The following is a 13651-nucleotide window of genomic DNA, read 5'->3' as shown; positions in this document are numbered from 1 at the left end:
CTGCTGGTCAGTTGGCGACAACGGTTTTTTACAGAGCATTATGGTATTGATGCACGAAAGATGAAGATGGGAGATCGTAGGGAGTTTTAGCTTTTGAGAATCGGACATTATACCTTTACCGTGAGCCAAGTAGTAGCCGTGCTTATCCGATGAAGGTGGAGAAGAAGGCTGAGTATTACGAAAGGATGTTTAGGGATTTGGGGATATTAGGCTAATAAGGGCAATGGGGCTTATAAGACTAATAGGCCTAATAGGGCCAATAACCCAATAGGGCTTATATGGCTGATGGGCCCAATAGGGCTAATAACCCAATGGGGCTAATAAGGCTAATGGGCCTAATAGGGCTAATAACCCAATGGGGCTAATAAGGCTAATGGGCCTAATAGGGCCAATAACCCAATAGGGCTTATATGGCTGATGGGCCTAATAGGGCCAATAATCCAATGGGGCTTATAAGGCTGATGGGCCTAATAGGGCCAATAACCCAATGGGGCTAATAGGGCTGATGGGGCCAATAAGGCTAATAATCCTAATAATTAAGAATAATAAAAATCAATCAAGATGAAGGATAAAATAACTATCATTGGCATAGCCGGTGGAACAGGTTCAGGAAAGACCACCGTAGTAAAGAAAATTGTAGAGAGTCTTCCTCCTCATTATGTGGCTGTTGTACCATTAGATTCATATTACAATGACACGACAGAACTTACCGATGAAGAGCGTAAGGCAATCAACTTCGACCACCCAGATGCCTTCGACTGGAAATTACTGATTAAACAGGTCAATGAGCTTCGAGAGGGAAGAGCAGTCGAGCAGCCAACCTACAGTTATATTCTCAGCAACCGTTTACCAGAGACTATCCATGTAGAACCAAAGCCAGTAATTATCGTTGAGGGTATTATGGCTTTGAGTAACAGACGTCTACGAGAGATGATGGACCTCAAGATATTCGTTGACTGCGACCCAGACGAGCGTCTTATCCGTAATATTCAGCGTGACACAATCGACCGTGGTCGTACTGTCTCAATGGTAGTTGAGCGTTATTTAGAGGTATTGAAGCCTATGCACGAGCAGTTCATAGAGCCAACAAAGCGTTATGCAGATATTATCATCCCGCAAGGAGGTGAGAATGTGAAGGGTATCAGTATCCTTTGTAAGTATATCGAAGGACTGATGCCAGAAGATAAAGGCGAGTAAATAGCAAGTCAGAGCTTGTTTTTTTAGGGAGATATTGGGCTTATTGGGCTAATAAGGCTAATAAGCCCAATAATAAAAAAGATACAGCATTAAAGGGCAAACCCTTTGATGCTGTATCTTTATTATATAAGGTGTTAGATTTATCTAATTCTGTCAGCTGCTCTTACCAAGGCCTCATCAGCAAGGATAGCGTGGCGTGCAAGCCACAAGAGGACGAAAGCGACGAGTGGTAGACAGGCTGCGAACTCAATATGGAAAGTAAACCCATTCATGGAAATCTGGCTGAAAACGCCATAAACCACATACCATCCAATAATCATCAACATCGAGAAAGCACAGGCACGAGCCTGACGTTTACGATTATGATAGTCAAAGATAGCAAAGAGGTTGATAGGGCAAGTAACTAAGAGAATAGCAAACAAAGCCCACACACTAAAGTCTTTACCTCCATTCGCATTGCTTATCCAGAGGTTCATCAACGTACTCTCTGTACCCATCCCTTTGGGTTCAAAGCTCCCCACAGGCAAGCACAGACAAGCAATAGACGCCAGCAATGCCAGAAACAAGAATATTGTTTGTTTCCTTTGTATCATAGTTTTTAATATTCTTCCTCGTTCAGAGCATCCTTAGAAGGGTCGCGCCAATAAACGTCACCATCCAAAAAACTCCTCTGTAGCCAACAGTGTTGGCTTAGGCAGTTTCTCGTAATAACGGCTAATTTCAATCTGCTCACGGTTCTCGAAAACCTCGTCAAGAGAATCGTTATAAGAAGTAAACTCAGCAAGTTTCTTACTCAAGTCCTGCTTTATTTCAACCGAGATCTGGTTTGCTCTCTTTGCTATGATAGCAACACTTTCATAGATGTTACCAGTATCTTTCCACAACTCCTGAACATCTCGGGTTACCGTATTTGACGGTGCTTTTGACTTCTTGTAATCCATTCTAATTGTCTATATTTTATAAGTCTGTTATTCTTTAATCTTTTGTAATCTGCTTACACTTCTTGATATATTCCTCAGCTGTCTTGCGCTCCTTTGACTCTGGGTACTCATTGATAAATCCGTAGCACTCGTCTTCGGCATCTTGGAAACGTTGAACCTTCTTCTCTTCGACACTCATCTGCGCCAGTTCAAACTTGCTCTTCATAACGAGTATGGCGAATTTCTCACGTAAGTCGCTATAAGGATAGTCGTTCAGAGCGTTCTGTGCTGTGATGATGCAAGCCTCATAGTTGTTACCGCCACTGGTACAGTTACCAAAGTAAGAGCCAAGATTATAGTATAACTTCGCATTAAGATACTCCTTACGAACGAGCTTGTCTTGTAAGGCGAAGAGTCGCTGTTGGGCCGTCCCTTTCATCTTACCATTAGGGTAGATGTCCAAATACTCTTGGAAGGCAGCAATCGCAGCGATGGTAGGTGTCTGGTCAAGACGTGGTTCTGGCGTTCCCTCGAAAAGACTTTGTCCGATGTAGAACGATGCCATCTCAGCATATTGTCCACGTGGATAGGTCTGGTAATACTTCTTAAATGTCTCAGAAGCAGCCTGATAGTCTTTCAGTCCATACTCCGCCATAGCCAGCATATAAAGACATTCTTGCGCATTATCCGTACCTTTTTCAACCATTACAAGGTCTTGCAATAGAGGAACGGCAAAGCCATATTTCCCCTTTGCAAAGCATTCCTTTGCAAATTCGTATTTATAGGCATTGTTCGTAGTCTTATAGACTTTATTATATTCCTGAGCACAACTGGTCAGGAGTAAGGCAGCGCAAATGCCAACGAAAATTCTTTTCTTCATAATTTGACTTTGAACTGCAAAGTTACATATTATTCTATAAATACGCAAAGGAGGTATGCTTTTTTATCATAAAATCACTATTAATTGTATATTATCAGCGATTTTTTATATCTTTGCAAGCAAAGATTGATTCACTTGACGTATAGGAAATGAACTTCAAACTAACATCGAAATATAAGCCGACAGGCGACCAACCAGAAGCAATAAAGGAACTAACAGACGGACTGGAGCGTGGCGATAAGAGCCAAGTGCTCTTGGGTGTGACGGGTTCGGGTAAGACCTTCACCGTTGCCAACGTCATTGCAAATGTCAATAAGCCAACACTTATCTTGTCGCATAACAAGACCTTGGCTGCACAGCTTTATGAGGAGATGAAAGGATTCTTCCCTGATAATGCTGTGGAGTATTATGTCTCTTATTATGACTACTATCAGCCTGAGGCTTATATGCCTGTGACTGACACCTACATAGAGAAGGACTTGGCTATTAATGACGAGATTGATAAGCTCAGACTGTCTGCCGTATCTTCTTTATTGTCAGGGCGTAAGGACGTGATCGTCGTGTCTTCCGTCTCATGTATCTATGGTATGGGAGCACCAGTAGCGATGAAAGAGAACGTCATCTCCGTTAAGAAGGGTCAAGTCATTGACCGTAATGATTTCTTACGTCGCTTGGTAGATGCACTCTACATGCGTAATGATATCGAACTACAGCGTGGTAACTTCCGTGTGAAGGGCGATACTGTCGACATAGCAATGGCTTATAACGATAATGTCCTGCGTATCACGTGGTGGGATGATGAGATTGACTCTATCGAGGAGGTGGATGCTGTCGACTTCCATCGCCTTGCTACCTTTGATGCCTATGAGGTCTACCCTGCCAATCTCTTTGTTACATCTAAGGAACAGACTGAAGGGGCGATCCGTCAGATACAAGATGACTTAGTGAAACAGGTTGACTTCTTCAACGAGGTAGGCGACCATATCAAGGCACAACGTATCAAGGAACGAGTAGAGTATGACATTGAGATGATTAAGGAACTCGGTCATTGTTCGGGTATCGAGAACTATTCACGCTATTTCGATGGGCGAGAGGCGGGTATGCGACCTTACTGTTTGCTTGATTTCTTTCCGCAGGATTACCTCATGGTGATTGATGAGAGCCATGTCAGCGTACCGCAGATTTCAGCGATGTATGGCGGCGACCGTGCGCGAAAGAAAAACCTTGTCGAGTATGGATTTCGCCTTCCTGCTGCCTTCGACAACCGTCCGTTGCGTTTTGAGGAGTTCCATAGCCTTATTCATCAGATTATCTATGTGTCAGCCACACCAGCCGACTTCGAGTTAGCTGAGTCTGAGGGCGTTGTCGTCGAACAGCTCATTCGTCCGACGGGACTGCTCGATCCGGAGATTGAGGTGCGTCCTTCTGAAAATCAGATAGACGACCTTATGAACGAAATCGTTATCCGTGCCGAGAAAGAAGAGCGTGTCCTCGTGACGACACTGACCAAGCGTATGGCCGAGGAGCTTACCGAATACCTGCTGAACCATGATGTCCGAACGGCTTACATCCATAGTGATGTGGCCAGTTTGGACCGTATTAAGATTATCAACGACCTCCGTGTGGGTATCTATGATGTCCTTGTGGGTGTCAACTTGTTGCGTGAGGGATTAGACCTACCAGAGGTTTCTTTGGTGGCCATCCTTGATGCCGATAAAGAGGGATTCCTTCGTAGTCATAGAAGTCTGACGCAGACGGCCGGACGTGCGGCACGTAACGTACATGGAAAGGTGATTATGTATGCCGATACTGTTACGGAGAGCATGCAGAAGACCATCGACGAGACCTTACGTAGGCGTACGAAACAGCTGAAATATAACGAAGAAAATCATATCACACCACAGCAAATCGTTAAGGCTATTAAGGGTACGCTGCCAGTGGGCGGTGAGACAAATGTCACCTCACAGACCGCTTCTATCAGTAAGAATATAGGACAAGCCTACGTCGAGCCTAATGATGATATCCTCTATGCTGCCGACCCGATTGTTGCGAAGATGAGTAAGGCACAGTTGGAGAAGAGTATTGCCAACACAACTGCCCTTATGAAGCAGGCAGCAAAAGACCTCGACTTCCTCCAAGCAGCACAGTATCGTGACGAGATTATCCGTCTGCAAAAGGAGTTGGAAGGCAAGTAACGTATCGACTTTGACGTGATGCGTAGAGCGAGAAGATTTCTAAACGATTCTGTGTTGTGTCTGAACGTGTCGTTGTCATGGGTAACTTCTTCCCCAACCTCTCCCTAACAGGGAACAGCGTAGCCGCCTTGGTGCCCCTATAAGATAGCGGATAAAAGAAGAAAGAACGCTAAACGTGCAGATAGGAATTGTAAGGATATTTCGCTAACCACAGCCTTCTCTCTTCGAAGAGAGGCCAGAGAAGAGTCAAGAAGACGCCCTTCTCCGTTTAAGAACATGCCCTTCTTGCATTAAGGAAACGCCCTTCTTGATGCAAGAAGGGCATGTTCTTAAATGCAGTTTGTAATGTATTGATTTGTTGTGTGTTATGAGTTTGTTTATAACTCATGTGCTACTCCTCTATTGAGGGTATCCGCATTGGTTCTATGTAATGATTTTTTACAACATTGTTGACGTTCCTGAAATTAGAAAAGCGTGTTGTGATTGCCCCATGAACGTCACAGAAAGAAATAGAGAATAGTTTTCCTTTCCCATAGAAAAACCAGCGTTAAGGCTCATTGAAAAGCGGATGAAGCCTATAAATCAATAGCAGAAAGCAATAAAAAAAAGATAAAAACTTATCGAAAGGTTCGATAAAGCAAACAATAATTTGTATCTTTGCTTGTTAAATTATCATTAGATAAAAGTTTGTGATTATGAAGAGAACGTTGATATTCCTATTTCTGTGTATCCCTTTGATGGCTTTGGCACAGACCACACTGACCCCAGAACAGAAGTTAGAGCAGGCACAGCGCCAGTTAGAAGAGGCTAAGGCTGCTTTGGAACAGGCTAAGGCTGATGCTGCAAAAGCCAAGGCGGAGGCTGAAGCCAAAGCTAAGAAAGAGGCTGAGGACAAGGCGAAAGCAAGCGAAGTGGAGAAGAAGATTGCTGAGATGAACGCTGAGGCCGAACGCTTGAGTCGGGAGGCTGCCGCACTGCGTGAGGCTGCTAATAAGGCACAGACGGGTACGAAGACTACTACGACGAAGGCGAATACTGCCACAAACACGGTGGGTAATACGACGTCTGACGCATGGGTCGTTCCGACGACAGCTGCAACAGCGGCCGTGCGTACGAAGAATGTAGACACAGATAGCAAGGCTAACAAGGATATTTATCTACAGAAAGGACTCATACCAGAGGTCAACGGACAGGTGATGTGGACGGAGACAATAAGTGTGCCGGGCGCTACTGCTGACGAACTCTACGATAAGGCTTTTGCTTATCTGACGGCGTTGACGCAGGATAAGAACCAGTTAGAAGGTAGTAAGGTGGCCTTGGTTAACAAGGGAGAGCATAGCATTGTGGCTACAATACGTGAGAAGTTAATCTTCTCTTCTTCGTTCCTTTCACTCGATTTCACCCAGTTTAATTATGTCTTGCAGGCTACCTGCCGTGACGGAGAGGCCACGCTGACGATGAACCGTCTGACTTATCGCTATGATGTTCAGGGTAATGTGTCTGACTTGTCAGCAGAGCAATGGATTACAGATAAGTATGCTGTGAACAAAAAACATACTCGTCTCTTGCCTGTATCAGGTAAGTTTCGTCGTGCAACGGTCGACCGTAAGAACGCAATCTTTGATGGTTTTGCACAGGCTTTGAAGTAGTCTGCATGCAACACATCGCTTAATGAAATTAGAATATAGATAGAAGATGGAAATAGAAAACAGTACGGCACGTCGTCCAGAACACCGACGTCGTAAGCAAGAGATAAACGACAGGTTCCTACCTATCCGTCAATGGCTTAACATCATCTTTATGGTTGGGGCCGTTGTGGGCGTGGCTGTCTATCTACTTGCCGATACAAACACACCCGGTATAATAATAATTCTTGCATCGATGGTCTTTAAGATGATCGAAAGCCTACTCCGTTTTATTCGTTAAATGAAGAGACTTACTTTCTTATTTGCGCTTTTTGTGCTCGTGGCTAACGCTGCCCTGGCACAGACTGATGATACCTCTATGCCGAATGATGACGGTACGTTTACGGCTGATGGCTATAGGAATAATCGTAAATTAGGGCGCTCTGACTCTATACAAAGTCAGCATAAAGAGATACCACGAGGGACGAAGGTGTGGACAATAGACGAACGTTTCGGCGACCGCAAGGCTGCTGTTCCTGACACGTTGTCGTATATGTTCATGAATGAAGGGCTGACCACTGGCTTGCGAGGGGAGTATAATGTATTGGGAAACCTTGGCTCTCCACGTCAGAACCGTATCTTTATTGATCGCGCTCTACCGTCAGAGTTCCTTTTCCTCGACCCGTATAGTATGTTTATCGTGCAGCCTGGTAACTTCCAGTTCACCTCAACACTCTCGCCGGTAACGGTTCTTACCTATAATACAGCGGGTAATCGAAACAACGGAGAAGACCGCTTTAAGGCTCTCTTCGCAGTTAATGCGGGTAAAGAATGGGGCTTTGGCTTCAAGTTCGACTACCTTTATGGACGCGGATATTATAGTAGTCAGAGTACTTCTCTCTTTAATTACTCTATGTGGGGGAGCTATTTAGGCGAACGCTATCAGGCTCACTTGCTCCTATCTCTTAATCATCAGAAGGTTGCTGAGAATGGGGGTATCACCAATGATGCCTATATCACGCATCCAGAGTCGTTCCGTGACAGTTATAGCGAAGAGGAGATACCAACCGTGCTAAAGCAGAATTGGAATAGAAACGACAATCAACACGTCTTCTTTAATCACCGTTATAGCCTCGGATTCTTCCGTAAGGTGCCAATGACAGCAGAGGAGATTAAGGCGAAGGAGTTTGCCCTTAAATCGCATAAAGCACAGGCTGCGGAGAAGGATAAAGAGAAGGCTCGACGACAGGCAAAGGCGAGAGGAGAGAAATTCGACGAAGAGGCATACGACAAGACGAAGCGTTCTGCTGGGCGTCCAGACGATGCTGTGATTGCTGGTGATGTACCACAGGCGAAGAAGGATACGGCCACTGTGAGTGGTAGCGACCGTATGACGGTGAACTTGGAAGACTCTACACAGATGGCTAACCTTAAGAAAAAGGACGCTTTGGCTAAGGACTCTACACAGAAATGGATGAAGGATGAGTATGTGCCAGTGACGAGCTTCATCCATACCCTACGTTTTGATAACTATCGTCGTATCTATCAAGCCTACGACACTCCGACGGATTTCTATGCACAGAACTATTTTAACTATGGTAGTGCAGCGAATGATTCTATCTATGACACGACAAAGCACTGGGCATTGAAGAATACTTTTGCCCTCGCACTACTTGAGGGTTTCAACAAGTGGGCCAAAGCTGGTCTGAAAGCCTTTGTCTCTTACGAGTTGCGTCATTACACGCTTCCTTCTATGGCAACGCCATCGGGTGCTACTGTCTCCCTATATAATGGTGAGCAGACATGGAACCAACACGACGTGTCTGTGGGTGGTCAGCTGTTGAAGACACAGGGTAAGACCTTCCATTATGACGTGAGTGCTGAGGCGTGGGTGGCAGGTAGTCGTGCCGGACAAGTACATGTGGATGGCCATGCCGACTTAGGTTTCCCGCTCTTGGGAGATACTGTTCAGTTGGCTGCGACGGCGTTCTTCCATCGTTCTGCCCCTTCCTTCTATATGGGTCAGTACTTTGGTAAGCATTACATGTGGGATAATAACCTCGGTCAGGAGATACACTCTCGTCTTTTGGGTGAGTTCTCTCTGAAGAAGACGCGCACTAAGTTGCGTGTAGGTTATGATGTTCTCAAGAACTATACCTACTTTGGTATACAGAACGACCGTGTACAGAGTGGTGATAACTACCTTGTTCAGCATAACAATCTGAACGTCCGTCAGTCGGGCAGTCCTATTAGTTTGCTGACAGTACAGCTCCAACAGGATTTCCGATTGGGTATCTTTAATTGGCAGAACGTGCTGACCTTACAGAAATCAAGTAAGGAAGATATACTCCCTGTACCGACCTTCAACGCTTATAGTAACCTCTTCATTCGATTTAGAATAGCACGTGTCTTGGATGTTGACCTTGGTGTAGATGGTCGTTACTTCACGAACTATTATGCTCCTGAATATATACCGGGCATAGGCAGCTTCGGCATACAAGAGACGGAGGCAAGTCGTACGAAGATTGGTAATTATCCGCTTCTTAATGCGTATGCGAACTTCCAACTCCAACACACTCGCTTCTTTATAATGTTTACACATGTGAACTGTGGGGATGGAGGAAGGTATTTCTATACACCTCACTATCCTCTCAATCAGCGATTGTTACAGTTCGGTATTAGCTGGAACTTCTTCAATTAATCATCAAGAGAATAAGGGATTAAGGTGATAACAGAGAACAATAACATAACAACCAACAGTCTTGCAGCATGGATACTGGCTGCGCGTCCGAAGACGCTCACCGGTGCTATGGTGCCTGTGATGATAGGTACGGCATGGGCTTGGAGGTTAGGTGGCGGGGAGGACTTTCGGGTCTTGCCTGCTATACTTTGTTTTCTCTTTGCCTTTCTGATGCAAATAGACTCCAACTTCATCAATGACTACTTCGATTGCATAAAGGGTAACGACAATCGAACGACACGTTTAGGACCGAAGCGGGCTTGTTCGGAAGGGTGGATAACGCTCCCTGCGATGCGGCTGGGGCTCGTCATCACCTCTGTAATGGCTTGTCTTGTAGGACTCCCACTCATCTTCTTTGGTGGTTGGGAGATGATTGTCGTAGGAGGAGTATGCGTCCTTTTCGCTTTTCTCTATACCACTTATTTCTCTTATTTAGGTTTAGGAGACGTACTGGTATTAGTCTTCTTTGGTATCATCCCAGTAGTCTTTACGACCTACGTCATCCTGCCCAATCATTCACAAGCCCTTTGTCTTCAAGTGATTATGTCGGGAGTTATATGCGGATGTGTGATAGATACCCTCCTTGTTGTCAATAACTATCGTGACAGCGAGAACGATAAACGTGACGGAAAGATAACACTTATCGTACGAATAGGTGAGGGAAGGGCAGAAAGGCTCTACTTAGCTTTAGGGCTTGTCGCTTACCTTCAGCTGCTTCTTCTTCTCTTTTCAGGGGAGAGCGGTAGTCTTCTCACCTTCTTATTCTTGTTCATTCTCTTCCTACCCTATAGTTTCTTGCATTACAAGACAGCCATGCGAATGAAGAAGATAAAGTGGGGCAAAGAGCTGAACACCATCTTGGCACAGACAGCCCGTAACATGCTGCTCTACGGAATAGCAACCGCAATAGCAATCGTTAGCATGTAAAATGCTCCCGCCAAACCCCACCTGTTATTATCACAATTCCTTATCACCCAACATTCAACACCCCTCACCCTTCAACTCCATTCCTCATCACCCAACATTCAACACCCATCACCCACCCATCTCCATTCATCATCACCCAACATTCAACACCTATCACCCAATACCCAACACCCATCACCCAACAATGCAACAACCCAATCTTGAAATAATGACCTTTGTGGAACGTCAGATACTTCCACGATACAATGACTTCGGACGGAGTCATGGACTCGGACATGTACAACGTGTCATTAAGAGTTCGCTTGCTTTAGCAGCCGTGACAGGTGCCGACGTGAATATGGTCTATGTCATTGCGGCCTATCACGACCTTGGTATGGAGGGTCCACGGGCCATCCATCATCTCACGAGTGGTAAGATTCTCGTTGCTGACCAACGCCTTCGTAAATGGTTCTCTACCGAACAGATAAAGATTATGAAGGAAGCTGTTGAGGACCATCGTGCCAGCAGTTCGCGGGTTCCACGTAGTATCTATGGGAAGATTGTGGCTGAGGCTGATCGCGACCTCGAGCCAGAGGTGGTCTTCTCTCGTGCCATTCTCTTTGGGATAGAGAACTATCCAGAGAAGGACGATAACGATATGTGGCTGCGTTTCCGTGATCACATGAAGGAGAAATATGGGCGTTCTGGTTATCTGAGGCTATGGATACCAGGTTCTCCGAATGCTAAGAATCTTGAGACGATACGTAAGACGATAGATGACGAAACGGCATTAAGAAAAGTATTCGACCGTATCTATCGACAGATAAGAGAGGAAGATAAATGAAAGATAAGAACAGATTAAAAGATATGACGAACGAAGCTTTAATGCGAAGGGCCATCGAGCTCTCAGCTGATAGCGTACGTAATGGTGGCGGACCATTTGGGGCTGTTATTGCTCGAAGGGGTGAGATCATCGCAGAAGGTAGTAATGGTGTAACGATTCAGAATGATCCAACGGCACACGCAGAGGTATCTGCTATCCGTAAAGCCTGTCAGAAGCTGGGTACATTCGACCTTTCAGGCTGTGACATCTATACCTCTTGCGAACCTTGTCCTATGTGCTTGGGTGCTATCTATTGGTCGCATCTCGATAAGATTTACTATGCTAACGACCGAAAGGACGCTGCTAACATCGGATTTGATGATGATTTCATCTATCAAGAGATAGAGGTTGCACCGCAGTATCGCAAGAAACCATCTGAAATACTGCTGCGTGATGAGGCGATAAAGGTGTTTCAGCTGTGGGATGAGAAGCTGGATAAAACGGAATATTAGCGTCCCTAACCATAGAGTCAATGTCGCACATAGCTGTCGCATTGATTTTTTTCATATCGTTAGCACAACGGTTAATCTGCTAAAAGGGTGATGATGAGAGGAAAGATAAGAATAACAAGGACCTTAGTTATCACGGTGTTTGTCTCGACACTACTGATAGAGTTTGTCTTGTTGTTTATGCATGGATGTTATGATGGTGATGGTCTTCGTTTTAATCTACGGGAGCAGACTTTCTCTGTAGAGGAGGGCTGTGTCTGTGGAGGGGGCTTAAACTTTAGCAGTGAAGATGCTGCAGATAAGTTCTCTGTCATTTATAATAAGAATATACACGCCTTTTGGTATGATAGTTACAATCCATCTGTCCTTGATATCAATAATCTCCCCGCCTGTTGCCGTGTTGTTTTGCATGACGATACGTTGTTACTTCATCGTCTGCCATTGCTGCCAAATACAGCTTATAACGTCTATCGTATGTCTGGTTGTCGCAGGGTACGGACGTTAACCATTGTAACAGACCAACAGGGTAAGGTTGTTCATTATCGTAAGAATAATTTTTAAGCGAGATAGTATGCGGTCTAAGAAGAAGGTGTCTTTGATGAGAAGAGTTCTTCTTGTGTGTTCAGAGGGGTTGTGAAGGATTTGTGTTATAGGATAAAAAAGTGTATCAGATAGGTATGAGTAATAAAAGATTGTTTCGGAGTTTAATGTCGTTTCTCCTTTTCCTCGTGGGGTTGGGACAGCCAGTGTATGGCCAATACACGTCAATTCAAGACACAGCACGGTGTCTGTCGGTGCGTGATTCTTCAGCAACGGAGGCCTTTGGGAAGAATACAGATAGGCAAGTTACCGCTTATTATTATGCTAATAAAGCAAGTCTCGTAGATAAATACTTTCGTAGGGGGATGTCGAGAATAAGCATACTGAATATTCCTAAGGGTAAACGACCTGCCCCAGAAAGCTATTTGAAACGCAGATATATCAGGCGACACCTAAAGTACTTTAAGGGTGGTGCTTCTTGTATCGTTTCTAAAGCGATGTTAGAACGATACGATGGTGACTCTATCGGGAAAGCTGATAACAGTCAGTTTATTATGACAAAGGCTGAGATGGATAGCGTCTTGACAAAGAGTCATGGTGACTTATCATGTATTGAACATGAGTTGGGAATCCCTTCTGGGGCATGGAAACATCGGGTGTTGGTAAGAATTGACATTCCTAAACCAAAGAAACTGAGGTTGAGAATGGCGTCGGGAAACGAGGTTGGGGCGAATGTACTATGGCTTCCGGGTGGTCTCTTACCTACTGGATATAGGGAGGCGGTGATAGATAGGATTCCAAAAGGGAAATATAAGGCTTCGCTGATAGTACTAACTGGAGAGGTAAATGACGGACTCGCTGTGCCAAATAAGAATGAACAGAAATAGTGGAAAGCTGGTGTAGAGGGTTCAAAGAGGGGATATGGTTATAGAGGAAGGGCTGTCGATGAGGCTATGAGGAGGCTAATGAAATCGTTGACATATATCCGGATATGAATAGATCACGGCTTTCAAGTATTTTTCTTAGAATTGTCTTGAAATGAGTTAGTGGCATATAGCTTTGAGGAAGTCCCTTATTTATAGTTCTTCCGTTAAATGTGTAGATTGTTAAAAGAATGAGATTAATCCATATACATGGTAAGCTTACCTCCAATAAGATTGTTTTATAAGGAGGGGGGTAAACTATACGATAAATGTAATTAGGTGTGATGTCTATCTGTCGTCTATAACCTGCTTATTCCCTTATTAAATCATGTTTGTAAATTATTTTTGTACATCTCAAACCCAATACATGCTCTTTTTGGCTTCTAAAAGACG

12 protein-coding genes and 2 pseudogenes are annotated in these 13651 nt (G+C 44.6%); 11 read left to right on the top strand and 3 right to left on the bottom strand.

Going from position 1 to position 13651, the window contains the following annotated elements:
* Together HMPREF0666_RS18235 and udk are read left to right on the top strand one after the other, a co-directional pair.
* Window positions 1-215 (top strand): annotated as a pseudogene (locus tag HMPREF0666_RS18235) (uracil-DNA glycosylase family protein); the annotation flags it as partial.
* A 346-nt stretch (window positions 216-561) separates the two neighbouring features.
* On the top strand, window positions 562-1197 hold the full coding sequence (gene udk / locus HMPREF0666_RS14695) for a uridine kinase (RefSeq protein ID WP_009013167.1): 636 nt from the start codon (window positions 562-564) through the stop codon (window positions 1195-1197).
* Between the two features lie 140 nt (window positions 1198-1337).
* Here udk and HMPREF0666_RS14690 read toward each other — a convergent pair whose 3' ends face one another.
* The 3 genes and pseudogenes from HMPREF0666_RS14690 to HMPREF0666_RS14680 all read right to left on the bottom strand — a co-directional run bounded on the left by HMPREF0666_RS14690 (window position 1338) and on the right by HMPREF0666_RS14680 (window position 2997).
* On the bottom strand, window positions 1338-1790 hold the full coding sequence (locus tag HMPREF0666_RS14690) for a DUF4293 domain-containing protein (RefSeq protein ID WP_009013166.1): 453 nt from the start codon (window positions 1788-1790) through the stop codon (window positions 1338-1340).
* 5 nt (window positions 1791-1795) lie between these two features.
* A pseudogene (locus HMPREF0666_RS14685) lies at window positions 1796-2138 on the bottom strand (DNA-directed RNA polymerase subunit omega).
* 34 nt (window positions 2139-2172) lie between these two features.
* Window positions 2173-2997, bottom strand: coding sequence for an outer membrane protein assembly factor BamD (locus tag HMPREF0666_RS14680; protein ID WP_042856469.1), 825 nt, complete (start codon window positions 2995-2997; stop codon window positions 2173-2175).
* Between the two features lie 149 nt (window positions 2998-3146).
* Between HMPREF0666_RS14680 and uvrB the strand changes: the two genes are divergently transcribed.
* The 9 genes from uvrB (at window position 3147) to HMPREF0666_RS14635 (ending at window position 13222) form a co-directional block, all read left to right on the top strand.
* Window positions 3147-5192 (top strand): excinuclease ABC subunit UvrB, encoded by a 2046-nt coding sequence (gene uvrB / locus HMPREF0666_RS14675; protein ID WP_009013163.1) that lies wholly within the window; start codon window positions 3147-3149, stop codon window positions 5190-5192.
* Between the two features lie 695 nt (window positions 5193-5887).
* Window positions 5888-6841, top strand: coding sequence for a DUF4468 domain-containing protein (locus HMPREF0666_RS14670; RefSeq protein WP_009013162.1), 954 nt, complete (start codon window positions 5888-5890; stop codon window positions 6839-6841).
* Window positions 6842-6887: 46 nt separating this feature from the next.
* Entirely contained in the window at window positions 6888-7118 is a 231-nt protein-coding gene (locus HMPREF0666_RS14665; protein WP_009013161.1) for a hypothetical protein, read from the top strand.
* Entirely contained in the window at window positions 7119-9518 is a 2400-nt protein-coding gene (locus tag HMPREF0666_RS14660; protein WP_009013160.1) for a putative porin, read from the top strand.
* Between the two features lie 24 nt (window positions 9519-9542).
* The gene (gene menA / locus HMPREF0666_RS14655) at window positions 9543-10484 is read left to right on the top strand and encodes a 1,4-dihydroxy-2-naphthoate octaprenyltransferase (RefSeq protein ID WP_009013159.1); all 942 of its coding nucleotides are present in this window, start codon (window positions 9543-9545) and stop codon (window positions 10482-10484) included.
* A gap of 184 nt (window positions 10485-10668) precedes the next feature.
* On the top strand, window positions 10669-11307 hold the full coding sequence (locus HMPREF0666_RS14650) for an HD domain-containing protein (RefSeq protein WP_042856468.1): 639 nt from the start codon (window positions 10669-10671) through the stop codon (window positions 11305-11307).
* A gap of 23 nt (window positions 11308-11330) precedes the next feature.
* Window positions 11331-11798, top strand: coding sequence for a nucleoside deaminase (locus HMPREF0666_RS14645; RefSeq protein WP_009013157.1), 468 nt, complete (start codon window positions 11331-11333; stop codon window positions 11796-11798).
* A 90-nt stretch (window positions 11799-11888) separates the two neighbouring features.
* Window positions 11889-12356: a hypothetical protein gene (locus HMPREF0666_RS14640; RefSeq protein WP_009013156.1), complete on the top strand. Its 468-nt coding sequence runs from the start codon at window positions 11889-11891 to the stop codon at window positions 12354-12356.
* 116 nt (window positions 12357-12472) lie between these two features.
* On the top strand, window positions 12473-13222 hold the full coding sequence (locus HMPREF0666_RS14635; RefSeq protein ID WP_009013155.1) for a hypothetical protein: 750 nt from the start codon (window positions 12473-12475) through the stop codon (window positions 13220-13222).
* The last annotated feature ends 429 nt before the right edge of the window (window positions 13223-13651 follow it).

It is taken from the genome of Prevotella sp. C561, from assembly GCF_000224595.1.
GTDB classification, from domain to species: Bacteria; Bacteroidota; Bacteroidia; order Bacteroidales; family Bacteroidaceae; genus Prevotella; species Prevotella jejuni.
The sequence above is the reverse complement of the archived record's forward strand: the minus strand, read 5'-3'. Positions and strand labels throughout refer to the sequence as shown.

Excerpts from the sequence above, each read along its gene's own strand:
- udk (WP_009013167.1), top strand. The coding sequence starts at position 562 with ATGAAGGATAAAATAACTATCATTGGCATAGCCGGTGGAACAGGTTCA.
- HMPREF0666_RS14690 (WP_009013166.1), bottom strand. The coding sequence starts at position 1,790 with ATGATACAAAGGAAACAAACAATATTCTTGTTTCTGGCATTGCTGGCG.
- HMPREF0666_RS14680 (WP_042856469.1), bottom strand. The coding sequence starts at position 2,997 with ATGAAGAAAAGAATTTTCGTTGGCATTTGCGCTGCCTTACTCCTGACC.
- uvrB (WP_009013163.1), top strand. The coding sequence starts at position 3,147 with ATGAACTTCAAACTAACATCGAAATATAAGCCGACAGGCGACCAACCA.
- HMPREF0666_RS14670 (WP_009013162.1), top strand. The coding sequence starts at position 5,888 with ATGAAGAGAACGTTGATATTCCTATTTCTGTGTATCCCTTTGATGGCT.
- HMPREF0666_RS14665 (WP_009013161.1), top strand. The coding sequence starts at position 6,888 with ATGGAAATAGAAAACAGTACGGCACGTCGTCCAGAACACCGACGTCGT.
- HMPREF0666_RS14660 (WP_009013160.1), top strand. The coding sequence starts at position 7,119 with ATGAAGAGACTTACTTTCTTATTTGCGCTTTTTGTGCTCGTGGCTAAC.
- HMPREF0666_RS14650 (WP_042856468.1), top strand. The coding sequence starts at position 10,669 with ATGCAACAACCCAATCTTGAAATAATGACCTTTGTGGAACGTCAGATA.
- HMPREF0666_RS14645 (WP_009013157.1), top strand. The coding sequence starts at position 11,331 with ATGACGAACGAAGCTTTAATGCGAAGGGCCATCGAGCTCTCAGCTGAT.
- HMPREF0666_RS14640 (WP_009013156.1), top strand. The coding sequence starts at position 11,889 with ATGATGAGAGGAAAGATAAGAATAACAAGGACCTTAGTTATCACGGTG.
- HMPREF0666_RS14635 (WP_009013155.1), top strand. The coding sequence starts at position 12,473 with ATGAGTAATAAAAGATTGTTTCGGAGTTTAATGTCGTTTCTCCTTTTC.